Annotated in this window: 19 protein-coding genes and 3 pseudogenes; 13 read left to right on the top strand and 9 right to left on the bottom strand. The window is 71.4% G+C overall.

From position 1 onward, the window contains the following. The first annotated feature begins 7 nt into the window (after positions 1-7). On the top strand, positions 8-1,522 hold the full coding sequence (locus ACFRFC_RS28455) for a glycoside hydrolase family 3 protein (protein WP_382692936.1): 1,515 nt from the start codon (positions 8-10) through the stop codon (positions 1,520-1,522). Between the two features lie 172 nt (positions 1,523-1,694). On the opposite strand, the gene nagB is transcribed toward ACFRFC_RS28455, so the two are convergent. Further along, positions 1,695-2,480 carry a glucosamine-6-phosphate deaminase gene (gene nagB / locus ACFRFC_RS28460; protein WP_382692934.1) on the bottom strand — a complete coding sequence of 262 codons (786 nt, stop codon included), beginning with the start codon at positions 2,478-2,480 and terminating at the stop codon, positions 1,695-1,697. 828 nt (positions 2,481-3,308) lie between these two features. Here nagB and ACFRFC_RS28465 point away from each other — a divergent pair. From ACFRFC_RS28465 to ACFRFC_RS28475, 3 genes and pseudogenes are all read left to right on the top strand, one after another. Continuing rightward, positions 3,309-4,379 carry an SIS domain-containing protein gene (locus ACFRFC_RS28465; protein WP_382692932.1) on the top strand — a complete coding sequence of 357 codons (1,071 nt, stop codon included), beginning with the start codon at positions 3,309-3,311 and terminating at the stop codon, positions 4,377-4,379. Positions 4,380-4,548: 169 nt separating this feature from the next. Next, positions 4,549-5,060, top strand: a pseudogene (locus ACFRFC_RS28470) (TetR/AcrR family transcriptional regulator). A gap of 752 nt (positions 5,061-5,812) precedes the next feature. After that, on the top strand, positions 5,813-7,279 hold the full coding sequence (locus ACFRFC_RS28475; protein WP_382692945.1) for a sensor histidine kinase: 1,467 nt from the start codon (positions 5,813-5,815) through the stop codon (positions 7,277-7,279). A 224-nt stretch (positions 7,280-7,503) separates the two neighbouring features. On the opposite strand, the gene ACFRFC_RS28480 is transcribed toward ACFRFC_RS28475, so the two are convergent. Together ACFRFC_RS28480 and ACFRFC_RS28485 are read right to left on the bottom strand one after the other, a co-directional pair. After that, positions 7,504-7,761, bottom strand: coding sequence for a WhiB family transcriptional regulator (locus ACFRFC_RS28480; protein WP_003992873.1), 258 nt, complete (start codon positions 7,759-7,761; stop codon positions 7,504-7,506). 321 nt (positions 7,762-8,082) lie between these two features. Beyond that, positions 8,083-9,051, bottom strand: coding sequence for a diacylglycerol/lipid kinase family protein (locus tag ACFRFC_RS28485; protein WP_382692931.1), 969 nt, complete (start codon positions 9,049-9,051; stop codon positions 8,083-8,085). 150 nt (positions 9,052-9,201) lie between these two features. Between ACFRFC_RS28485 and ACFRFC_RS28490 the strand changes: the two genes are divergently transcribed. Further along, positions 9,202-9,654 carry a hypothetical protein gene (locus ACFRFC_RS28490; RefSeq protein WP_382692930.1) on the top strand — a complete coding sequence of 151 codons (453 nt, stop codon included), beginning with the start codon at positions 9,202-9,204 and terminating at the stop codon, positions 9,652-9,654. 43 nt (positions 9,655-9,697) lie between these two features. Here ACFRFC_RS28490 and ACFRFC_RS28495 read toward each other — a convergent pair whose 3' ends face one another. The 3 genes from ACFRFC_RS28495 to ACFRFC_RS28505 all read right to left on the bottom strand — a co-directional run bounded on the left by ACFRFC_RS28495 (position 9,698) and on the right by ACFRFC_RS28505 (position 11,813). Further along, a complete protein-coding gene (locus tag ACFRFC_RS28495) occupies positions 9,698-10,816 on the bottom strand; it encodes an RNA polymerase sigma factor SigF (protein WP_382692943.1) in 1,119 nt (372 codons plus the stop codon). Between the two features lie 17 nt (positions 10,817-10,833). Continuing rightward, complete coding sequence (locus ACFRFC_RS28500; RefSeq protein WP_030784224.1) at positions 10,834-11,247, bottom strand: anti-sigma regulatory factor; 414 nt, start codon at positions 11,245-11,247, stop codon at positions 10,834-10,836. 305 nt (positions 11,248-11,552) lie between these two features. Next, on the bottom strand, positions 11,553-11,813 hold the full coding sequence (locus ACFRFC_RS28505; protein ID WP_382692927.1) for a UBP-type zinc finger domain-containing protein: 261 nt from the start codon (positions 11,811-11,813) through the stop codon (positions 11,553-11,555). 61 nt (positions 11,814-11,874) lie between these two features. On the opposite strand from ACFRFC_RS28505, the gene ACFRFC_RS28510 reads away from it, so the two are divergent. Further along, positions 11,875-13,473 carry a Na+/H+ antiporter gene (locus ACFRFC_RS28510; RefSeq protein ID WP_382692925.1) on the top strand — a complete coding sequence of 533 codons (1,599 nt, stop codon included), beginning with the start codon at positions 11,875-11,877 and terminating at the stop codon, positions 13,471-13,473. Between the two features lie 5 nt (positions 13,474-13,478). Here ACFRFC_RS28510 and ACFRFC_RS28515 read toward each other — a convergent pair whose 3' ends face one another. Then, the gene (locus ACFRFC_RS28515) at positions 13,479-14,411 is read right to left on the bottom strand and encodes a 1-aminocyclopropane-1-carboxylate deaminase/D-cysteine desulfhydrase (protein WP_382692923.1); all 933 of its coding nucleotides are present in this window, start codon (positions 14,409-14,411) and stop codon (positions 13,479-13,481) included. A 50-nt stretch (positions 14,412-14,461) separates the two neighbouring features. Continuing rightward, positions 14,462-15,052 carry an N-acetylmuramoyl-L-alanine amidase gene (locus ACFRFC_RS28520; protein ID WP_382692921.1) on the bottom strand — a complete coding sequence of 197 codons (591 nt, stop codon included), beginning with the start codon at positions 15,050-15,052 and terminating at the stop codon, positions 14,462-14,464. Positions 15,053-15,414: 362 nt separating this feature from the next. On the opposite strand from ACFRFC_RS28520, the gene ACFRFC_RS28525 reads away from it, so the two are divergent. The 7 genes and pseudogenes from ACFRFC_RS28525 (at position 15,415) to ACFRFC_RS28555 (ending at position 21,698) form a co-directional block, all read left to right on the top strand. Further along, a complete protein-coding gene (locus ACFRFC_RS28525) occupies positions 15,415-16,821 on the top strand; it encodes a family 2B encapsulin nanocompartment shell protein (RefSeq protein ID WP_382692919.1) in 1,407 nt (468 codons plus the stop codon). Positions 16,822-16,945: 124 nt separating this feature from the next. Further along, a pseudogene (locus ACFRFC_RS28530) lies at positions 16,946-18,051 on the top strand (family 2 encapsulin nanocompartment cargo protein polyprenyl transferase). 196 nt (positions 18,052-18,247) lie between these two features. Next, complete coding sequence (locus tag ACFRFC_RS28535; RefSeq protein ID WP_382692918.1) at positions 18,248-18,919, top strand: GNAT family N-acetyltransferase; 672 nt, start codon at positions 18,248-18,250, stop codon at positions 18,917-18,919. Positions 18,920-19,066: 147 nt separating this feature from the next. After that, positions 19,067-19,477: pseudogene (locus tag ACFRFC_RS28540) on the top strand (dihydrofolate reductase family protein); the annotation flags it as partial. A 28-nt stretch (positions 19,478-19,505) separates the two neighbouring features. Continuing rightward, on the top strand, positions 19,506-19,775 hold the full coding sequence (locus ACFRFC_RS28545; RefSeq protein ID WP_382692916.1) for a hypothetical protein: 270 nt from the start codon (positions 19,506-19,508) through the stop codon (positions 19,773-19,775). A gap of 245 nt (positions 19,776-20,020) precedes the next feature. Further along, on the top strand, positions 20,021-20,434 hold the full coding sequence (locus ACFRFC_RS28550) for a YciI family protein (protein WP_382692914.1): 414 nt from the start codon (positions 20,021-20,023) through the stop codon (positions 20,432-20,434). Positions 20,435-20,504: 70 nt separating this feature from the next. Next, the gene (locus ACFRFC_RS28555) at positions 20,505-21,698 is read left to right on the top strand and encodes an RNA polymerase sigma factor (RefSeq protein WP_382692942.1); all 1,194 of its coding nucleotides are present in this window, start codon (positions 20,505-20,507) and stop codon (positions 21,696-21,698) included. A 161-nt stretch (positions 21,699-21,859) separates the two neighbouring features. On the opposite strand, the gene sodN is transcribed toward ACFRFC_RS28555, so the two are convergent. Continuing rightward, positions 21,860-22,255 carry a superoxide dismutase, Ni gene (gene sodN, locus ACFRFC_RS28560; RefSeq protein WP_382692913.1) on the bottom strand — a complete coding sequence of 132 codons (396 nt, stop codon included), beginning with the start codon at positions 22,253-22,255 and terminating at the stop codon, positions 21,860-21,862. Between the last annotated feature and the right edge of the window lie 108 nt (positions 22,256-22,363).

Below are 22,363 nucleotides of genomic sequence, written 5' to 3' on the forward strand. Positions count from 1 at the left end.
GCCCACCGTGACGACCATCGCCAGCGAAACCGACACGCTCACGCGTGACGCCCTGACGGTCCTCCAGCCCGGCTTCCCCGGCACCACCGCCCCCGACTGGCTGCTGCGCCGGCTCGGCGAGGGCCTCGCCTCGGTGGGCCTGTTCGGCCGCAATGTCGCCTCGCCCGAACAGCTGGCCGCGCTCACCGCCCAGTTGCGCGCCGAACGCGACGACGTCCTCGTCGCGATCGACGAGGAGGGCGGCGACGTCACCCGCCTGGAGGTCCGTACGGGCTCCTCCTTCCCCGGCAACCACGCCCTCGGCGCGGTCGACGACCCCGCCCTCACCTGGGACGTGGCCTACGAACTCGGCCGCCGGCTCGCCGAGTGCGGCGTCAACTTCAACTGGGCGCCGTCCGCCGACGTCAACTCCAACGCCGACAACCCGGTGATCGGGGTCCGCTCCTTCGGCGCCGACCCCGAGCTGGTCGCCCGGCACACCGCCGCCTATGTGCAGGGCCTCCAGGCCGCGGGCGTGGCGGCCTGCGTCAAGCACTTCCCGGGCCACGGGGACACCTCCGTGGACTCCCACCACGCCGTGCCGCGCATCGACGTCGACGCCGAGGTGCTCGCCGTCCGCGACCTCGCCCCCTTCCGGGCGGGCATCGCGGCCGGCAGCCTCGCGGTGATGAGCGCCCACATCCTGGTCCCGGCACTGGACCCGGACCGTCCGGCAACGCTGTCATCGGGCATTCTGACCGGTCTGCTGCGCCGCGAACTCGGCCATGACGGCCTGATCGTCACGGACGCCGTGGAGATGCAGGCCATCTCCGGCCCCTACGGCATCGAGCGCGGCACCGTCCTCGCGCTGGCCGCCGGTGCCGACGCGATCTGTGTGGGCGGCGGCCTCGCCGACGACGAGACGGTATGGCGGCTGCGCGACGCCATCGTGGCCGCGGTCCGCTCGGGCGACCTTCCGGAGGAACGGCTCGCGGACGCCGCCGAGCGGGTGCGCGCCCTGGCCCGCTGGACCCGGGACGGCTCCGCGGAGGGCTCCGCCGGTACCGCTTCCGCCGCCTCCGTCCCTCGGGACATCGGGCTGACGGCTGCGCGCAGGGCGTTGAAGCTGACGGCGGCGGAAGGTTTCTCCCCGTTGACCACGGCGCCGTACGTGGCGCTCTTCGCGCCGGTCGCCAATATCGCGGTGGGCGAGGAGACGCCGTGGGGTCCGGTCGCCGACCTGGCCGAACTGCTGCCGGGCACGCGGTCCGCGACCTACACGGGCGCCGACGCCGCCGGGGACGTCCTCGCGGCCGCCGGGGGACGCCCGTTGGTCGCCGTGGTCCGCGACGAGCATCGCCATGCCTGGATGTCCGACGCCCTCACCACGGTCCTGGCCTCGCGCCCCGACACGATCGTGGTCGAAATGGGCGTACCGCAGGCACCCCCGAGGGGGGCTCTGCATATCGCCACGCACGGGGCGGCGCGGGTGTGCGGGCGGGCGGCGGCGGAGGCGATCGTGGGGGCGGTCGCGGGGGCCTGAGCCCGCATCGCCGTGTGCGGGTGAGCGGGGGCTGGTCGCGCAGTCCCCCGCGCCCCTCCAGGACGTCCGAGCCAAGGTGAACAGAAAGGTGCCGGTCCCCCGAGTCCTGGGGCGACCGGCACCTTTGCCTTGTGCGCGACTCCGAGCAGGACCGCTGGATCCGCTGGATCCGCTATATCCCCTGCCACCCGGGCTTGTGGGCGAAGGTGTGCCGGAAGTACTCCGCCAGCTTCAGCTTGGACGCCGCCGCCTCGTCCACCACGACCGTCGCATGCGGATGCAACTGGAGCGCCGACGCCGGGCACACCGCCGCCACCGGCCCCTCCACCGTCGCCGCCACCGCGTCCGCCTTGCCCTCACCCGTGGCCAGCAGCACCAGATGCCGCGCCTCCAGGATCGTCCCTATCCCCTGCGTGATCACGTGATGCGGCACCTGCTCGATGTCCCCGTCGAAGAACCGCGCGTTGTCCACCCGGGTCTGCTCCGTCAGCGTCTTGATCCGGGTCCGCGAGGCCAGCGACGAACACGGCTCGTTGAACCCGATGTGCCCGTCCGTCCCGATCCCCAGCAGTTGCAGATCCACCCCACCGGCCTCGCCCAGCGCCTGGTCGTACGCCGCGCAGGCCCCCGGAATGTCCTCCGCCGTACCGTCCGGTCCCATGAACGCGGCCATCCCGATCCCCAGCGGCTCCAGCACCTCACGCCGCAGCACCGAACGGTACGACTCGGGGTGCTCGGCCGGCAGCCCCACATATTCGTCGAGCTGTGCGATCCGCGCCCGCGAGACGTCCACGGCACCGGAGCGCACCTTGCCCGCCAGCGCCTGGTAGACGGGCAGCGGCGTCGAGCCGGTGGCCACCCCGACCAGGGCGTCCGGCGTCTGCCGCAGCAGCTGTGCCATGGCCTCGGCGATCAGCTCGCCGCCCGCCGCGGCATCCGGAACGATGACAACTTCCACGCTGGTCCTGCCGTTCTGAAGAGGGGACGCGAAGGGAGACGCGGAAAACCCGAAATCGGGCCGTGTGGTTTAGACCAATCTACCAGGGATCCCTCTCCCGTCCCAGGTCCACACCCGTCCCCTACACCCTCCGCACGGGGGAGCGGACCTGGGCTTGCAATGGCACCAGGAGCCCTATGCGGGGCCTCCGGCGGGACGGGAACGGGGGCGGGAACGGGGACGGAGGGTCGCGGGATCGCGAGGGCGCGGGGCGGCGAGGGCGCCAGGGCGCGGGTTCGGGGAGCCGCGCAGCCGCGGGTCACGGAGCCCGGGGCTCCAGGGGCTTGGGGGCTCCAGGGCCCAAGGCCCTCGCGGCCCTGCGGTCTCGCGGCCCTGCGGTCCGATGGGCCCAGAGCCCCGGGACGCGGCGACACTGAGACCGTACGACGACGTTTCTGGCACGAGCAGCCAGGCCGACATCGGGCCCGGACATCAGAGCCCGCCGAGGAACGTCACGGACACCCAAGGCCGTACCTGGAGCGGCCCCGATACCAGGTGCCGCATGAAGAGCAGCCCCGACACCAGGAGCTGGACGAAGGGCACCCCCGCCACCAAACGCCGCACGAGCAACGGCACCGACACCAGAACCCGCCCCAGAGCCGGCCCGAGTCCGGGGCCGACACTCGCACCGGCATGAGCGCCCGCACTCGCGCCAGAGCCGATACTCGCACCGCGACCGCCACCCGCACCGGCGCCGCCACCCGCACAAGAACCCGCACTCACCCCCAACCCACCCCGAACCGAACTCCACCCCTCACCGCCACCCCCAAACCCCCGGAGGGCCCCCGCATGACCGTCACCACCCCCCAACCCCGCGGCGATGTCCCCGGGCGGATCATGGCCCGCGAGATGGCCGAGCAGCCTGCCGTGCTGCGGCGGATTCTGGCGGACGGCGCCCCGGTCATCCGGCAGGTCGCCCGCGAGGTCGCCGCCCGCAAGCCCCGTTTCGTCCTGCTGGCCGCCCGCGGCACCTCCGACAACGCCGCCCTCTACGCCAAGTACCTCCTGGAGATCCGCCTCGGCCTGCCCTGCGGTCTCACCTCCATGTCCACCACCACCGCCTATGGCGCCCGCCCCGACCTCACCGATGTCCTGGTCATCACCGTCAGCCAGTCCGGCGGCTCGCCCGACCTGGTGGCCTCTGCCCGGGCCGCCCGCGAGGCCGGTGCCGTCACCCTCGCCGTGACCAACAACCCCGACTCACCGCTCGCCGCCGTCTCCGAGTACCACATCGACATCCTGGCCGGCCCCGAGAAGGCGCTCCCCGCGACCAAGACCTACACCGCCTCCCTCCTCGCCCTCTACCTCTTCGTCGAGGGCCTGCGCGGCGGCGACGGCACCGCCGCCGAGGTGCTCCCCGACCTCGCCGGGCAACTCCTCGCCCGGCAGGACGAGATCCGTGCCCTCGCCGCCCGCTACCGCTTCGCCGAGCGCATGGTCATCACCTCCCGCGGCTACGGCTACCCCACCGCCAAGGAAGCCGCCCTCAAGCTCATGGAGACCAGCTATATCCCCGCCCTCTCCTACTCCGGCGCCGATCTGCTGCACGGCCCGCTCGCCATGGTCGACAACGTCTCCCCGGTCATCGCGGTCGTCACCGACGGCAAGGGCGGCGAAGCCCTCCGGCCCGTCCTCGACCGGCTGCGCGGCCGGGGCGCCGATCTCGTCGTCATCGGACCCGCCGCCCAGGTCGAGCGCGCCTCGGCCGGATTCGTCCTGCCCACCGAGGGCGTCGCGGAGGAGGTCCAGCCCGTGCTGGAGATCATCCCCCTCCAACTCCTCGCCTACGAGGTCACCATCGCCCGCGGCCAGGACCCGGACGCCCCGCGCGCCCTGGCCAAGGTCACGGAGACCCGCTGACCCGGCACCTCAGTCACCCCCTCCCGTCCACGGAGCCAGCAGCGATCCCCCCCGTCGCGTCCGGGTGCTGCCCGGTGACCCACCGCACATCCGGCGACGCCAGGAACGCCCCCACATCCGCGACGTCCGCCACCGTCCCCACCCGGCCGAACACCGACACCGACCCGGCATGTGCTGGGCCATCTCGGTCTCCGACCTCACCCGCGAGATGGGCATCGGAGCGCCCACCTCTACGCGGCGTTCAGCGACAAGCGCGCCCTGTTCGACGAGGCCGTGGTCGAGTACGACAAGAGGTACGGATCCTTCGGCGCCGCCGCGCTCGCCGAGGAGCCCACCGCCCGGGCCGCCGTCGAGCGAGTGCTGAAGGAGGCCGCCGTCGTCTACACCGAACCCGGCCATCCCCGCGGCTGTCTCTATGCGCACGCCGCCACCAACTGCACCAGCCCGGATGTCGAGGCATCGCTGCGGGACCGGCGCAATGCCGACATCGCCGGCTTCGAGCGCCGTATCGCGGCGGCCGTCGCAGCCGGTGAGTTGCCCGCCGGAACCGACACCTCCGCGCTCGCCCGGTTCGCCGGGGCCATGATCCAGGGCATGTCGCAGCAGGCGCGCGACGGCGCGAGCCGCGAGGAACTGGAAGCGCTCGTCGAAATCGCCCTGACCAACTGGCCCCGCGGTTGACGTCGGCGGGTTAGGCTGCCAGGCGTCAACAACCAACAGTCTCCAACAATTCGCCGCCCCTGACTCATGGACACGCGGAGTGGTCTAGTCCACAATGCTGGAAGTGGGGAACCCCGCGAGACGGGGACCGGGTCGATCGTACGGTCGGCCGCACAGCCGATTGCCCAGCCAATCGCCTACAAGCCTCCGTCTTCCCCGCACAGGAAGACGGACCGAGGAACCGGTGCTCTCTGCCCTGACTGCCCCGGATCCTCATCCTTCGGCCGACCGGGACCGCACACCCCACGGCCGTTGTTGCTCCGGGCTGCGGTGCCGGGAGGGTTGAGGGTCCCTCTCAGGCGCCGCGGCCCGCGGGTGTCTCCCGGCCCGGCTCACCTACCGGATGCCCCGCACTCACCGGAGATCCTTCGTCCACCGGATGCCCTTCGCGCGCCGGATACCGCCGTCCGTCTCCCGGACACCACCCCCTTACCGGACGCGTGTCTCCCGCCGGCCGCCACCCCCTTTCCGGACGTGCCCCTCGCCGGCCGCCACACCCGGCCCGCTCCACCGACCTCCCCGTCACCCACGGTCCACACGGCACCCACCGGCCACAGGGGACCCACCGCACCCACCGTGCAGGTCCCGCACCCCCCACCCACCGCGCACCCCGCGCCCCTACCCCACACCGGGGGACACCCATGAGCCCCTGGCACAGGGCCGCACATTTCGGCGGCTCACAGACCCCCGGGTACGCTCGCAGCGTGCCCTCCATGAACGAGCTGGTCCACCAGCACACCGCCCTCGACGACTCCGACCTGGAGTGGCTCCATCTGCTGGTCTCGGAGTGGCAGCTGCTCTCCGATCTCTCCTTCGCCGACCTGGTTCTGTGGGTACCCACCCGCGACGGCACACGCTATGTCTCCGTGGCCCAGATGCGCCCCAACACCGGCCCCACCTCCTACCAGGACGACATGGTCGGCCACCTCGTCCCGCGCGGCCGCCGCCCGATGCTGGACGCGGCGCTCGACGAGGGCCGGATCGTGCGCGAGGGCGACCCCGAGTGGCGCGAGGAGGTCCCGGTCCGCATCGAGTCGATCCCGGTGCGCCGCAAGTCACGCGTCCTCGGCGTCATCGCCCGCAACACCAACCTGCTCACCGTGCGCACCCCGAGCCGCCTGGAGCTGACGTACCTCCAGAGCGCCTCCGACCTCGCGCAGATGATCGCGGCCGGTGCCTTCCCGTTCGCCGACCAGCAGGTCGACATGGACGCCTCACCGCGCGTCGGCGACGGCCTGATCCGGGTCGACGCCGACGGCATCGTCCAGTACGCCTCCCCGAACGCGCTCTCCGCCTACCACCGCCTCGGCCTCGCCGCCGACCTCGTGGGCCACCACCTGGGCGGTACGACCGCCGAACTCGCCCCCACCCGTGGCCCGGTGGACGAGGCGCTCGCCAAGGTCGCCAGCGGCTGGGCCCCCCGCTCCTTCGAGATCGAGGCCCGCGACGGGGTGATCCAGTTCCGTACGATCCCGCTCAAGCCGAAGGGCACCCGCACCGGTTCGCTGGTGCTGCTGCGCGATGTCACCGAACTGCGTCGCCGCGAGCGCGAGTTGATCACCAAGGACGCCACCATCCGGGAGATCCACCACCGGGTGAAGAACAACCTCCAGACCGTCGCCGCCCTGCTGCGGCTCCAGGCCCGCCGGATCGAGTCCGAGCGCGGACGCGCGGCCCTGGAGGAGGCGGTCCGCCGGGTCGGCTCGATCGCCATCGTGCACGAGACGCTCTCCCAGAACCTCGACGAGCGCGTGGAGTTCGACGAGATCGCCGACCGGGTGCTCGCCATGGTCGCCGAGATCTCGCCCGGCAAGGTCGCGGGCCGCCGCTCCGGCCGCTTCGGCATCCTGGAGGCCGAGGTGGCCACCCCGCTGGCCATGGTGCTCACCGAGGTGCTCCAGAACGCCCTGGAACACGGCTTCAAGGAGGGCGACACCGGCACGGTCGAGGTCTCGGCGGTCCGTGGCGGTACGACGAAACAGGCCCGTCTGCTGGTCACGGTCCAGGACGACGGGGTGGGCCTGCCGCCCGGCTTCGACCCGCACACCTCGGGGAACCTGGGCCTCCAGATCGTCCGGACACTGGTGGAGGGCGAGTTGGGCGGCAGCTTCGACATGGTCCCGGCCCCGGACCGCGGCACCCAGGTGATCCTGGACATCCCGGTACGGGCGCACAAGTAGCCAGAAGGCGCACAGGCAACAGAAGGCGCACAAGCAGAAGCGGTGCCCGCCGGCTGGGCCCAGACGCACCCCCCCACACGCCCCCAAACGCAAAGAACCCCGGACCGTCGTAACGGTCCGGGGCCCATGCGCATCAGGGGTACTGCGCGCTGCGGCTCGGGGGCGGGAGTTGCGTACTCGCTGTACGCGCCGCCAAGCTCAGGCTGTCGTACGGGGCGGGTAGGTCAGGCGGAGGCCTGACGGGCCCGGTTGCGGGCGGCGCGGCGCTTCATGGCGCGGCGCTCGTCCTCGCTGAGACCACCCCAGACGCCGGAGTCCTGACCGGACTCAAGCGCCCACTGCAAGCACTGCTCGATAACCGGGCAGCGACGGCAGACGGCCTTGGCTTCCTCGATCTGCAGCAGCGCAGGACCGGTGTTGCCGATGGGGAAGAAGAGCTCGGGGTCTTCCTCGCGGCAAACGGCGTTGTGACGCCAGTCCATGGCTGCTACCTCTCCTTGGTATTACGTACTGATTGCTTGTGAATGTGAACGCTTTCACGAATCCCTCAACAAGGGAAGGGCCGACCGTCAGGTTTCCCTGGCGTGGTCCTGTGGGTTTGAAGAGGGGTTCCGGTGATCTGTGGAGGCCGGTGTTGCGGGCCGTCTCGATCGCCACGTAGAGACTCGCAAACCTCAGCGGCGGATACAACCCCTTCTGAAAAGTTTTTTTTGATTCCTCGGTGTCGACTACATCACAGCCGTACTTCCATGGGGTGGACCCTGGCCTAAACGTTCGAGTGAAAGGACTTTAGCCCCTTCTGCTCACACAATCACACGCAGTGCACGGCGTACACCTGTGAACGTCACGCTGGTACGCAGCCCCAGGTGGTCACCGTCCATCTGAAGCGGCAATGGCACCTTCGAATGCAAGGTGAACTGGTCCAAGTCATGGAGTGAGAGGGCGTGCCTGCCATGCGGTCCCCGCTCGGGGGACGAAGTAAGCAATTGTGTGCCATATCGGGCAACCGCGGCGGTGGACAGCCGACTGAGAGCGAAGACATCGAGGCCGGTATCGAACGACGCCTTAGGCGACGCGTACATCGGGCGATTGCCCAGGAACGTCCAGGGCGCGGTGTTCGAGGCTATGCACACCACCAGATCGGACACCGGATCCTCACCGGCCCGCTCCAAGGTGATGGAACCGTGCCGGCGGCTGGGCTCGCCCAGGAACTGGCGCACCACCTGGCGCACATACAGCGCGTGCGTCGATCTCCGGCCGCGCTCGCGCTGCTGTTCGACCCGCCCCACGACCCCGGCATCGAAACCGAGCCCCGAGTTGAAGGTGAACCAGCGGGACGGCACCGCCTCGTCCTCCGTGCCCGGCGTCCCGGCGGCGAGGCCCAGGCCGACCGTGCGCTCAGTGCCCTCGCGCAGGGCGTTCAGCAGGGCGCCGGTGGCCTCGACGGCGTCATTGGGGAGATCCAGGGCGCGGGCGAAGACATTGGTGGAGCCGCCGGGGACCACCGCGAGGCCGGGCAGCCGGTCCGGATCGGGGCCGGAGTGCAGCAGGCCGTTGACGACCTCGTTGACCGTGCCGTCGCCGCCGAGCGCCACCACCAGGTCGATGTTGCCGCTGTCCGTCGCCTGGCGGCCCAGGTCGCGGGCGTGGCCGCGGTACTCGGTGGTGACCACTTCCAGCTTCATCTCGCTCGCGAGCGCGTGGATCAGCACATCGCGCGTGCGCGCGCTGGTGGTGGTTGCCGCCGGATTGACCACGAGGAGTGCACGCATGGGTTGCAGCGTACCTATTCGGTGGTACCCGGTCCCAGCCGTGAAGCGGGGACGGGGGAGGGGATCGGGCAGGGGTACCGGGGCTGGCGTCGGCCCGGACGCCCAGGGCCCGTACGGGGTGGCGTACCCCCCGAGGGCTACCCTGCTGGGGTGAGCAGTGACCAGAATCCCACGCCGGAAGCCACCGCACCCCGCCCTCGCCGGCTGCTGTACGCGGCCGCGCTGACCGGCCTGGAAGGGCTCGCGCTCGTCGTCGGCGGTGTGTGGATCCTCGTCCTCGGGCTCGCGGGCGACCCGGACGACCGGCAGCAGGCCGTCACCGGCGGTCTCACCCTCGTCGTCCTCGCCCTGCTGCCGTTGCTCGCCGCCCGCGGTCTGCTCAACCGCCGCAGCTGGAGCCGCGGTCCCGCCGTCATCACCCAGATCATCGCGCTGCCCGTCGCCTACAACCTCCTCCAGACCGACAGCGCCGCCATCCCGGCGGGCATCGCCCTGGGGGTGGCGGCGGTGGTGGCCCTCGGCCTGCTGGTGAACGGGGAGACGACCCGCGCCCTGGACATCCGGGGACCGGGCGCGATGGCCGACGACGCGAAGCCGAAGTAGCCCGCGCGGAGGATGCCGACGCTCCGTGCGTCGCCGCGTCCCGTCACTCCTCCACCAGGAGCTTCTCCCGGAGCTGGGCCAGGGTGCGGGCCAGCAGACGGGAGACGTGCATCTGGGAGATGCCGACCTCCTGGGCGATCTGGGACTGGGTCATATTGCCGAAGAAGCGCAGCAGCAGGATGCGCTTCTCGCGCGGAGGCAGATCCTCCAGCAGCGGCTTGAGGGATTCGCGGTACTCGACGCCCTCCAGGGCCTCGTCCTCCGCGCCCAGTGTGTCGGCGACCGCGGGGGACTCGTCGTCGGTGTCGGGGACGTCCAGGGACAGCGTGGAGTACGCGTTGGCCGACTCCAGGCCCTCCAGGACCTCCTCCTCCGAGATCGCCAGTTTCTCGGCCAGCTCATGGACCGTGGGGGAGCGGCCGTGCAGCTGGGACAGCTCGGCCGTGGCCGTCGTCAGCGCCAGGCGCAGCTCCTGGAGGCGGCGGGGGACGCGCACCGCCCAGCCCTTGTCGCGGAAGTGCCGCTTGATCTCGCCGACGACCGTCGGCGTGGCGTACGTGGAGAACTCCACGCCGCGCTCCGGGTCGAAGCGGTCGACGGACTTGATCAGCCCGATCGTGGCGACCTGGGTGAGGTCGTCCAGCGGCTCGCCGCGGTTGCGGAACCGGCGCGCGAGGTGCTCCACGAGCGGCAGATGCATGCGGACCAGCCGATTGCGCAGCTCCGCGTACTCCGGGCTGCCCTCCTTCAGCTTGCGCAGCTCCACGAACATCGCACGCGCCCCGCTGCGGTCGTGGGGGTCGTGCCGAGTGACCGGCGCGCTCTGCGTGCTCTGCGCGCCCGGCGCGGCATGCTCGGAGTTTCGCTCGTGCTCGCTCATCGTCCCGCCCGTTGCCCTTCCCCGAGCCTCAGCGTCAGCCCGGACAGGGGACACCCCGCTCCGCCGCGACAGAGGCGTGCTCTGCACGGCATCTTCCTGATTCCGTCCCTCGCCCGGGGAGCCGGTCCGCGCGGCGTCGCCGGACACGTCCTCCGGGTGCGGCCGGGCCTGCTCGGGGATGGCGTCGATGCCGATGCCGTCCGCCATGGGCCGGGAGCCGCCCGGGGCATCCGTGGCGCCCTCGGCCGCACGCTCCCGTGTGCCGCGCTCATCGTCCCGCACCGGCCCGTCCCCGTCCTTCACGCCGGCCCGGGTCCCGCGCCGCGCTGTTTGTACAGGCTGATCGAAACGGTCTTGTCGTCGTCCACCGCGGAGGAGACCTTGCCCGCCAGGGCCGACAGCACGGTCCAGGCGAAGGTGTCCCGCGCCGGGGCGTGACCGTCCGTGGTCGGCGCGGAGACGGTGACCTCCAGCGAGTCGTCGACCAATCGGAAGACACAGCTGAGCACGGAGCCCGGCACGGCCTGCTGGAGCAGGATCGCGCAGGCCTCGTCCACCGCGATGCGCAGGTCCTCGATCTCGTCCAGGGTGAAGTCCAAACGGGCCGCGAGGCCGGCCGTGGCCGTCCGCAGCACCGACAGGTAGGCACCCGCGGCCGGCAGCCGGACTTCCACGAAGTCCTGGGTCGCGGGCTCGCCTGCGATCTGGGACACCCTCACCTCCAAGGTGGTACAAGCTGTTCGGGGCCGAGGGTCGCCCCCCGGGGGGTAACGCGATGTGTCGTTCAGCGGTGACGCTACCGCGCTCTCAACAATGCTGTCCCCGTGACCCCATCCCCTTGCTGTCACTCATAGTAAACCCTCGGATACGCTCCGTGGCTAGGGGTGTGGCGGGCCCAAATGGGAAGAGCGCGCGCCGCATTGACGTACCCAGACGTCAGACGGTCGAACCGTCCCGGATCCGGACCCGTCCCGGATCACATGGTGAGGGCCAAGGATCACATGATGTCGGCCGCGGATCACACCAGGACATGATCGATGAAGCACCAGCGCCAGTTCTCGCCGGGCTCGAAGGTCTGCATCACCGCGTGACCGGAACCCTTGTAGTGCTCGGTCGCGTGCCGGTGCGGCGAGGAGTCGCAGCAGCCGACGTGGCCACAGGAGAGGCAGAGCCGCAGTTGCACCGGGTTCGTGCCGTCGGCGAGACATTCCAGGCAGGTCTCGCTGAGCGGAGCCGGTTCCGGGTGCGGCAGCGCGTCGACGTGCGTGCACTGTTTCATGATTGCCAGATTACGACGGGTGTGCGGGTGACCGCGCGCAAACGAAGGGCGGGGATGGCGCATGGACGTGATGCCGCTGCTGTTGCTGGTGGCGGGCAGCGCCGCGGTCGCCGCGGTCGGCCGGCGCACCCCGGTGCCCGCCCCGCTGCTGCTGGTGACGGTGGGGCTGGCCGTGTCGTACGTACCCGGAGTCCCGGACTACGCGCTGGACCCGCACATCGTGCTGCCGCTGCTGCTGCCCCCGCTGCTGCACACCGCCGCCACCGACAGCTCCTATCTCGACCTGCGCGCGCAATGGCGGCCGGTGGCACTGCTGTCCGTCGGGTACGTGCTCTTCGCGACGCTCGCCGTCGGATACGCGGCCTATCTGCTCGTACCGGGGCTGCCGCTGACCGCCGCGCTGGTGCTGGGCGCGGTGGTGGCGCCGCCGGACGCGGTCGCCGCGACGGCGGTCGCGCGCCGGGTGGGGCTGCCGTCCAGGATCACCACGATCCTCCAGGGCGAGTCGCTGGTGAACGACGCCACCGCGATCACCGCCTACCGGGTCGCCGTCGCGGCGGCGGTCGGCGAGGGCGCGAGCTGGGCGGGCGGGATCGGCGAGTTCGTGATCGCGGCGGTCGGCGGCATCGGCATCGGGGTGCTGCTGATGTTCCCGATCCACTGGCTGCGCATCCACCTCAAGGAGGCGCTGCTCCAGAACACGCTCTCCCTGCTCATCCCGTTCGCCGCCTATGCTGTCGCCGAGCAGGTGCACGCCTCCGGGGTGCTGGCCGTCGTCGTCGTGGCGCTGTATCTCGGGCATCGCGCGTGGGAGGTCGATTTCGCCACCCGCCTCCAGGAGGACGCCGTATGGCGCATGGTCGCCTTCGTCCTGGAGTCGGCCGTCTTCGCCCTCATCGGCCTCCAGCTGCCGGTGGTGCTGCGCGGCCTCGGGGAGTACGCGGTGGCGGACGCCGTCTGGTACGCGGTCGCCGTCTTCCTGGCGGTCGTGGTCACCCGCTTCATCTGGGTCTATCCGGCGGCCTTCCTGCCCCGGATCCTCTCCGCGCGGGTGCGCAGACGAGAGGACAATCCGACCTGGAAGGGCGCCTTCGTCATCTCCTGGGCCGGGATGCGCGGCGTGGTGTCGCTCGCCATCGCCTTCTCCATCCCGGTCACCATGGACGACTCCGAGCCCTTCCCCGGGCGCAACCTGATCCTGTTCCTGACGTTCACCACGGTCATCGGCACCCTCGTCCTCCAGGGCCTCACCCTCCCGCCCCTCATCCGCGCGCTCAAACTGCCCGGCAAGGACAGCCAGGCCGAGACACTGGCCGAGGCCAACGCGCAGGCGCAGGCGTCCCGGGCCGCCGAGGCCCGCCTGGACGAACTCCTCGAAGACGAGCGCAACGCGCTCCCCGGCCCCCTCGCCGACCGCCTGCGCACGGTCCTGGAGCGCCGCCGCAACTCCGTGTGGGAACGCCTGGGCCAGCCCAACCCCATCACCGGCGAGACCGTCGACGACACCTACCGCCGGCTCTCCCGGGAGATGATCGGCGCCGAACGGGACGTCTTCGTCCGCCTGCGCGACCTGCGCTACATCGACGACGAGATGCTCCGCACGCTCCTGCGCCGCCTCGACCTGGAAGAGGCGGCGGCGTACCGGGAGGCGTCGGCGTAAGGGGCCTAGGAGCCTTTCCCCGAGCCATCGGCGTCCCCGGTGAAGGGCGCCCCCGTGATGACCGCCGCCACGCCCGTCCCGCGCGGGAAGGCGCCCTCCCGCGCCAGGGCGACAAGGGCATAGAGCAACTTGGCGACATACAGACGTTCCACAGCCAGTCCATGGCGCTGTTCGAAGTCGGCCGCGAAGGTGTCGAGTTCCTCCGGCACGCGCGCGTAGCCGCCGAAATGGAAACCGTCGGCCAGGCTCCAGGCGCCGCGCGGGCCGCCGAAGGCGCGGGTTTGCAGGGCGCGTACGTCCGCGCCGAGGAAGCCGCCCCTGAGGACCGGAACGCCGAGAGCGTGCTGGTCGGGGGCCAGGCCCGCGGCCAGGCCCGCCAGGGTGCCGCCGGTGCCGCAGGGGACGGCGGCCACCTCCGCCGAGCCGCGCAGTTCCTCGCCGAGCGCCCGGCAGCCCCGTACCGCGTGGGTGTTGCTGCCGCCCTCGGGGACGACATGGGCGTCCTCGGCGTCCGTCGCGCGCAGGATCGCCGCGAGGGTGTCCGGCCGCGTCGCATGGCGGTACGTCGATCTGTCGACGAAGTGCAGGCGCATGCCGTCGGCGGCGCAGCGGGTGAGGGAGGGGTTGAGCGGGGCGCCGGCCAGTTCGTCGCCGCGGACCACCCCGACCGTGGACAGGCCCAGGAGGCGGCCCGCGGCGGCGGTGGCGCGCAGATGGTGGGAGTAGGCGCCGCCGAAGGTCAGGATCGTACGGCCCGCCGCCGCGGCCAGGTTCGGTGCCAGCTTGCGCCACTTGTTGCCGATCAGCGACGGGTGGATCAGATCGTCCCGCTTGAGGAGGAGGCCGACGCCATGGCGCGCGAAGCGGGTGTCGGACACCTCCACGAGCGGGGAGGGGAGCCGGGGGCGCAGCGCGGCGACGGCGTCGGGGCTGGTCATCGGCCCATTGTCGGCCATGTCGCCGCGCGCCCGGCGACGGTCGGGCGCGGCTACTTCAGCCGCTCCTTCACCCGCTCCCGCATCGACGCCATGGTGAAGCCGCGCGGGTCGACCTTTCCGGGCTGCCACTCCAGATGGCCGATCACCGACCGCTCGGTCCAGCCATGGACGCGGCAGACCGCGGCGGCGGCTCTGGCGATGGCGTCGAGCTGCGCGGCCGGCCACGGGTCCTTGCCGTCGCCGAGGTTCTCGCACTCGAAGCCGTAGAAATGTGTGTTGCCGTCGGTGTTCGCCTCGTTGTCCGGCGGGAGTGCCTTCTCGGCGATGACCGCCTTGAGGACGTCGTCGTCGCCGGAGCCCGCGTGGTTGGCGCGGCCGTGGCCGACCAGGTGGACCGTGCCGTCCTTGGTGATGACACCGTGGCAGAGCGGGCCGGGCAGCGAGGCATAGCCGTCGCGGCAGATCTGGACGGTCTTCGCGCTGCCCTTGGTGACGGTGTGGTGGATCATCACGCCGTGCACCGGCCCCCACGGGCCCTTGCTGTTGCGGTTGTGGTTGCGCCAGTCGCCGACCTCCACGACCTTCAGTCCCTCGTCGCGGAGCGCATTCAGAAACGTGTTCGCGGACATGGGTGGGGCCATGACCGCCTCCTTCGCACAGCTGAGCGCCAACCGCCGGTCGCGGCCGTCTCGTACCGCTGCTTGTACCGAATGCACACACTCCGAACCATCCGTTCGTACAGCGTGCGAGCGGATTCGGACAGATCCGTTCCGGTACGGGAACGGTCGGAGTGGGTAGGAGGGGGCTACGAGGGGGCTACGAGGGGGGCGTGCGGGCGGAATCGTCCGCCGGTCGAGAGCCTCAAATATGCCCCGGCGCGCGGTGATCCAGTCCCGCTCTTTCGGGTAATAGCACCGGCACCCTGGGTGATGAAACGCTGTCCCACGGAGTTCGGTGCCCGGTGCAGATCGCTGCCCGGGTATGACTGGGAGGGCAATTCCATATGTCGGTAGGCGAAGAGGTCCGCGCAGAGCAGGGCAAGCCGCAGCAGAGTCTGGGCACGGCAGCCGCGCGGAACCTGGCCACCACGACCAAGTCCGTGCCGCAGATGCAGGAGATCAGCTCGCGCTGGCTGCTGCGGACGCTGCCGTGGGTGGATGTGCAGGGCGGCACGTACCGGGTGAACCGGCGGCTGAGCTACGCCGTCGGCGACGGCCGCATCACCTTTGTGAAGACCGGGGACCGGGTGGAGGTCATCCCCGCGGAGCTGGGCGAACTGCCGGCCCTGCGGTCGTACGAGGACGGCGAGGTGCTGACCGAACTGGCGGCGCGGTGCAGCCAGCGGGAGATCGCCGCGGGGGAGGTGATCGCCTCCTTCGGCAACCCGACCGACGAGGTGTATCTGCTGGCGCACGGCCGGGTCGAGAAGGTCGGCACCGGGCCCTACGGCGACGAAGCCGTGCTCGGGGCGCTCGCCGACGGCGCGTACTTCGGAGACCAGGCGCTGCTGGACCCCGACGAGATCTGGGAGTTCACCGTCCGCGCGGCCACGGCGTGCACCGTGCTGGTGTTGTCGCGGACGCACTTCGAGCAGGTCGCCGAGCGTGCCGAATCGTTGCGCGAGCATCTCCAGGAGCTGCGCGCGATCCCCGCGCAGCGCACCAACAAGTACGGCGAGAAGGAGATCGACCTCGCGGCCGGTCACTCCGGCGAGCCGGACATCCCGCACACCTTCGTCGACTACGAGGCCCGGCCGCGCGAGTACGAGCTGAGCGTCGCCCAGACCGTGCTGCGGGTCCACTCGCGCGTCGCCGATCTGTACAACCAGCCGATGAATCAGACCGAGCAGCAGTTGCGGCTCACGGTCGAGGCGCTCAAGGAGCGCCAGGAGCACGAGCTGATCAACAACCGTGAGTTCGGGCTGCTGAACAACTGCGAGTACGACCAGCGGATCCAGCCGCACGACGGCGTGCCCGGCCCGGACGACCTGGACGAACTGCTCAGCCGCCGCCGCGGCACCAAGCTGTTCCTCGCCCACCCGCGCGCCATCGCCGCGTTCGGGCGGGAGCTGAACCGGCGCGGGCTGGTCCCGGAGACCGTCGACATCGGCGGCAACCGCATCCCGACCTGGCGCGGAGTGCCGATCTACCCGAGCAACAAGATCCCGATCAGCGAGGCCCGTACGACCTCCATCATCGCCATGCGTACCGGCGAGCAGGACCAGGGTGTCATCGGGCTGCGGCAGTCCGGTCTGCCGGACGAGATCGAGCCGAGCCTGTCGGTGCGGTTCATGGGCATCAACGAACAGGCCATCATCAAGTACCTCGTCACGGCCTACTACTCGGCGGCCGTGCTGGTCCCGGACGCGCTCGGCGTGCTGGAGAACGTCGAGATCGGCCGCTGGCAGTGACCCCTCCCGCGCCTGCGCCGTGTCCCCGCCCCACCGGGCGGGTACATCCCCGGAGTGCGCCACCGGCCGGAGCGGCGACCGCGCCGTCCGCGGGCTTCTCAAGGGGGATCCGATGGCCGAGTCCATGACGCGTGACACCGCAGGACGGACCGGCGAGGCGCGGGAGAACACCGTCGCCACACCCCCGGACGACCGCCCCGGCCCGCACGACGGGCCGGAGGCGGCCGTGATCCTGAACGGCACGAAGGCGGACGTCGATCCCGAACTGCGGTCCGCGATCGACACCCTGCCGTCCCAGATGCGCCGGGTCGCCCGCTACCACTTCGGCTGGGAGAACCCCGACGGCACGCCCGCGACGGGCGGCGCCGGCAAGGCGATCCGCCCGGCGCTGGTGCTCACCGCCGCCGAGTCGCTCGGCGGTCCGGGCGCCCGCGCGGGCGCGGTGCGGGCCGCGGCGGCGGTGGAGCTGGTGCACAACTTCACCCTGCTGCACGACGATGTGATGGACCGGGACGTCACCCGGCGTCATCGGCCCACCGCCTGGACCGTGTTCGGCGACCCCGACGCGATCCTGGCCGGGGACGCCCTCCAGGCGCTGGCCATGCTGCTGCTCGCACAGGACCCGCACCCGGCGGCCCCGCGGGCCGCGGCCCGGCTCGCCGCCTGCGTCGTGGAACTGTGCGAGGGGCAGCACGCGGACACCGCCATGGAGGACAGGGCACCCGACGAGGTCACCCTCGACGAGGTGTTCACCATGGCCCAGTCCAAGACGGGCGCGCTGATCGGCTGCGCGTGTGCCGTCGGCGCGCTGTACGCGGGCGCGGCGGACGAGGATGTCGAGGCGCTGGACGCGTTCGGGCGGGCCGCCGGGCTCGCCTTCCAGCTGATCGACGATGTGATCGGCATCTGGGGCGACCCGGCCCGTACCGGCAAGCTGGCCGGTGCGGATCTGGCCGCCCGCAAGAAGTCCCTGCCGGTGGTCGCCGCGCTCACCTCGGGCGGGCCCGAGGCGGCCGAACTGGCCGCGCTGTACGGGGAGCCGTACGACCAGCGTGACCTGGAGCGCACGGCGTCGGCCATCGAGCGGGCCGGGGCCGGGACTGGGCGCAGACCCAGGCGGCCGACCGGATGGCCCGCGCGATGGACGAACTGGCCCGCGCGATCCCGGACCCGGAGGCGGCGGGCGGTCTGCTGTCCCTCGCGGAGTTCGTGACCAGGCGCAGCAGTTGAGGCGGGGCCGGGTGCCGGGGAGGGCCTGAGGGCCGTCTCGTCCCGGAGGCCGCTCCGGACGCTCCGGCTCCGGCAGGGTGGGTCCCGTACAGCGCCACTGTGTGCGGGACTCACCTTTCGTCCGGCCACCACCGGTGCCGCCCGGCTACCCTTCAACCGCCGGAGTGACAGCGTGTGTTGAGGCGAGGGGCGAAACATGGGCGTGGCGATTCGGGCGGCGGGCGAGGACGACCGGGAACTGATCGTCCGGCTGCTGGACGAGGCGTTCCAGGACGATCCGGTGAGCGGTTGGGTCTTTCCCGGCGAGGAGTACCGCCGGAGCACCCATCACCGTCTCATGGCGGCCTTCACCGACACCGTGCTCGCGGAAGGCCGTATCGACATCACCGAGGACGAGACGGCCTGCGCGCTGTGGCTGTCGATACCGGACGACGACGGTCACGGCGCTCCGCGGGACGGGGCCGCCCCGGCCGGCGAAGGCGCGGAAGTCGATGAAGGCGCAGAGGTCGCTGAAGGCGATGAAGGCGACGAGGCCGCGCGGCTGCGGGAGACCGTCGATCCCGGCAACGCGCGCGTGGAGCAGATCGCGCGGCTCACCGCCGAGATCCATCCCACGGGCCGGGCGCACGCGTACCTGTGGATGATCGGGGTCGTCCCCGGGCGGCAGGGGCAGGGACTCGGCGGTGAGCTGATCGGCAGGGTGCTCGACCGCTGCGACCGTGACGGGGTGCCGGCCTATCTGGAGGCGAGCAGCGCGCGCAGCCGGGTGCTGTACGAGCGGATGGGCTTCGAGCTGGTCGGGGAGCCGCTGGAGCTGCCGGACGGCCCGACGATGTGGCCGATGTGGCGGGAGCCGAACCCGTCCTGACCTGCGGATACGTGCCTCGCGTCGCCCGGTGTCGCGAGGCGCGCCGCGATAAAGACTGTGACCACTACGATTGGAGTACTACAACTACAGTTGTCATCCCGGCGGGCGGGCGGGCGGGTCGGGTTGGTCGAGAGAGAAGAGGCCGGTTTGCGCAGGCTCACGTATTTCGTCGCCTGCTCCCTGGACGGATTCATCGGCGACCCGCAGGGTGACGCGTCGGCGATGGTCCGATTCGTGGACGAGGAATCCCTCGGGTTCCTCTCCTCGGAGTACCCGGAGACGTCGCGCTCAACGAGGGCGTGACCAGCCCGTACGCCCATATGCGGCAGTACGTCGCCTCCAGCACGCTCGGGGAGTCCCCGGAACCGGACGTCGGGATCGTCCCGGCCGATGTGATGGGGAAGATCAGGGAACTGAAGGCGGAGGAGGGCGGCCTCGGTGTCTATCTGTGCGGGGGCGCGCGGCTCGCGGGGTGCGCTGTTCGAGGAGATCGACGAAATCGTCGTCAAGAGCTATCCGATCGTCTACGGCTCCGGCATGCCGACGGCGGGGGGCGGGGAGCGGCCCGCCGTCCTACGCTGAGGGCATGGACAGCGAAGGAACCGCCTGTCCCGTCTGCGGACAGCCGGTCGAAACGGTCGTGAAGCGCTACAAGACGCTGGGCGCATGGGTGCCGAGGTGGGTTCCGGGGCCGTGCCGGAACCGCGAGTGTGCCTCGTACGAGGCAGAAGCGGGAGCGGAGGCGGTGGGGGAGACGGGCGGTGCGGAGCAGGCCGTCCGGGCCGGTGCTCAGCCCGTGGTGGGGGAGGCGCACGCCGTCACAGGGAAGGCGCCGGGCGCGCACCCCGCGCCCTGACACCTGCCGCCACCGGGCACCCCCGGCCCCGTAGCCCCGTAGCCCCTATGTCCCGTCACCGGTGTCGCAGTCGCCCGCGCCCGTGACGCCCCGTACCCGTCCGAGCGAGTCGCCCAAGAACTCGCCAGAGAATGTGTCAGGGAATTTCCCGGCCAGGTGTCGAGGATCCCGGATCGGCTCCGACGTTCCGTCCGAGAGCCGCCGCCCGATGGAGGCGGCCGAGTCGAAAACGAAGGAGCGAGACGATGAAGTACCTGGTCATGGTGTTGGGTGCGCAGATCGACTATGACGCGATGGAGGGCAAGGCGTCGGAGTTCTCACCGGCGTGGGGCGAGCAGGATCTCCAGGCGATGTACGCCTTCATGAGCGCGGTCAGCGACGACCTCTCCGAGAGCGGTGAGCTGATCGACGCCCAGGGCCTGTCCGCCCCGGCGCGGGTGCGGCATGTCTCGCCCGGCGAGGACGGCAAGCCGGTGGTCACGGACGGCCCGTACGGCGAGACCAAGGAGATGCTGGCCGGTTACTGGGTGCTGGAGTGCGCGAGCATGGAGCGGGTCACGGAGATCGCGGCACGGATCGCCGCGTGTCCGCAGCCCGCCGGCGCCCCCGTGTACCCGGTGGAGATCCGGCCCATCCTCGACGGCGCCGGGGAGATCTGAGCCGGTCGTGACACCGGAACCGGGGGTCGGCGACGATCCCTCCCTCGCCGCCCAGCGCGCCGCGCGTGACCTGATTCCATCGGTCCTCGGCGCGCTGGTGCGGCGGTACGGGCATTTCGACGCCGCCGAGGACGCCGTACAGGAGGCGCTGATCGCGGCGGCCGAGCAGTGGCCGGAGCGGGGGATTCCGGAAAATCCCCGGGGCTGGTTGATCAAGGTGGCGGCGCGGCGGCTGACGGACGCGCTGCGCAGCGAGGAGGCGCGGCGGCGGCGTGAGGAACGGGCCGCCGCGCTGGCGCCGCGGGACACGTTCACCGCCCCGCCGCCCGGCGCGGAGCGCGCGCCGCGCGAGGACGACACGCTGACGCTGCTGTTCCTGTGCTGCCACCCCGAGCTGACCGCGCCCGCGCAGATCGCGCTCACCCTGCGTGCGGTCGGCGGGCTGACCACGGCAGAGATCGCCCGCGCCTGTCTGGTGCCCGAGGCCACCATGGCCCAGCGGATCAGCCGGGCCAAGCGGAAGGTGCGCGGGGTCGGCTTCGCCCGCCCCGAAGCCTGGGCGGACCGGCTCCCGGCCGTGCTGCACACCCTCTACCTGATCTTCAACGAGGGCTATACGGCGACGTCCGGGCCGCGCCTCCAGCGCCGGGAACTGGCCAAGGAGGCGATCCGGCTGACCCGTACCGTGCATCGGCTGCTCCCCGAGCACACCGAGGTGGCCGGGCTGCTCGCGCTGATGCTGCTCACCGACGCCCGCCGCGAGGCGCGTACGGGACCGCACGGCGACCTCGTCCCGCTGGACGAACAGGACCGCGAGCGCTGGGACAAGGCGGCCATCGAGGAGGGGGTCGAGCTGATCACCCGGGCGCTGGAGCGGGGCCGCCCGGGCCCGTACCAACTGCGCGCGGCCATCGCCGCCGTCCACGACGAGGCGCCGACCGCCGCCGGGACCGACTGGCGGCAGATCCTCGGCCTCTACGACGTCCTCGTCCGCCTGGTGCCCGGCCCCGTCGAGCGGCTGAACCGCGTGGTCGCCGTCGCGATGGCGGACGGCCCTCGGGCGGGGCTCGCGGCGCTGGACGCGCTGGGCCCGGACCCGGGTCACCGGATCGACGCGGTGCGCGGGCATCTGCTGGAGCGGGCGGGGGCGTACGAGGAGGCGCGCGCCGCCTATGAGTCGGCCGCCGCGCGGACGCTCAGCCTGCCCGAGCAGCGCTATCTGCGGGCGCGGGCGGCTCGGCTGGGGGCGGAACTGTCCGGGTAGGGGAGTTGTTCGTCTTCCTGCGTCCTTGGGGCGGACACCTGGGTCCCGTCACCGGGGCGACGGCTCCCTCGTGGGCGGGCACAGCCAGGGCCGGGCAGCTGGCCCCGAGGGTGCTGTCCGGCCCTGACTCTTGCCTGTGATCGAGGCGCGACGGGTTGGCGTCAGGCCTTCTTCGTCTCCCAGAAGATCTTGTCGATCTGGGCGATGTGGTCCAGGGCCTTCTGGCCGGTCGCCGGGTCCGTGGAGGCCTTGGCGGCGGAGAGGGCCTTGAGGGTTTCGTTCACGAGCTGGTGCAGCTCGGGGTACTTCTCGAAGTGCGGGGGCTTGAAATAGTCGCTCCACAGGACGGAGACGTGGTGCTTGGCAAGCTCCGCGCGCTGCTCCTTGATGACGGTGGCACGCGCCTGGAAGTGCGGGTCGTCGTTGGCGGCCATCTTTTCCTGCACGGCCTTCACCGACTCCGCCTCGATGCGGGCCTGGGCCGGGTCGTACACGCCGCAGGGCAGGTCGCAGTGTGCGCTGACCTTGACCGTGGGGGCAAATAGGCGGGAAAGCATGGAGCATTCCTCCCTCGTGATCGTCTTCTCAGGTGGGACATTACTCCCTGAGGGACGGGTTTTCGCGGGTGCCCCCATGGGCTTAGGACAAAAGTCCGGGGTCAGACT

Source organism: Streptomyces sp. NPDC056734 (assembly GCF_042790455.1).
Taxonomy (GTDB): domain Bacteria; phylum Actinomycetota; class Actinomycetes; order Streptomycetales; family Streptomycetaceae; genus Streptomyces.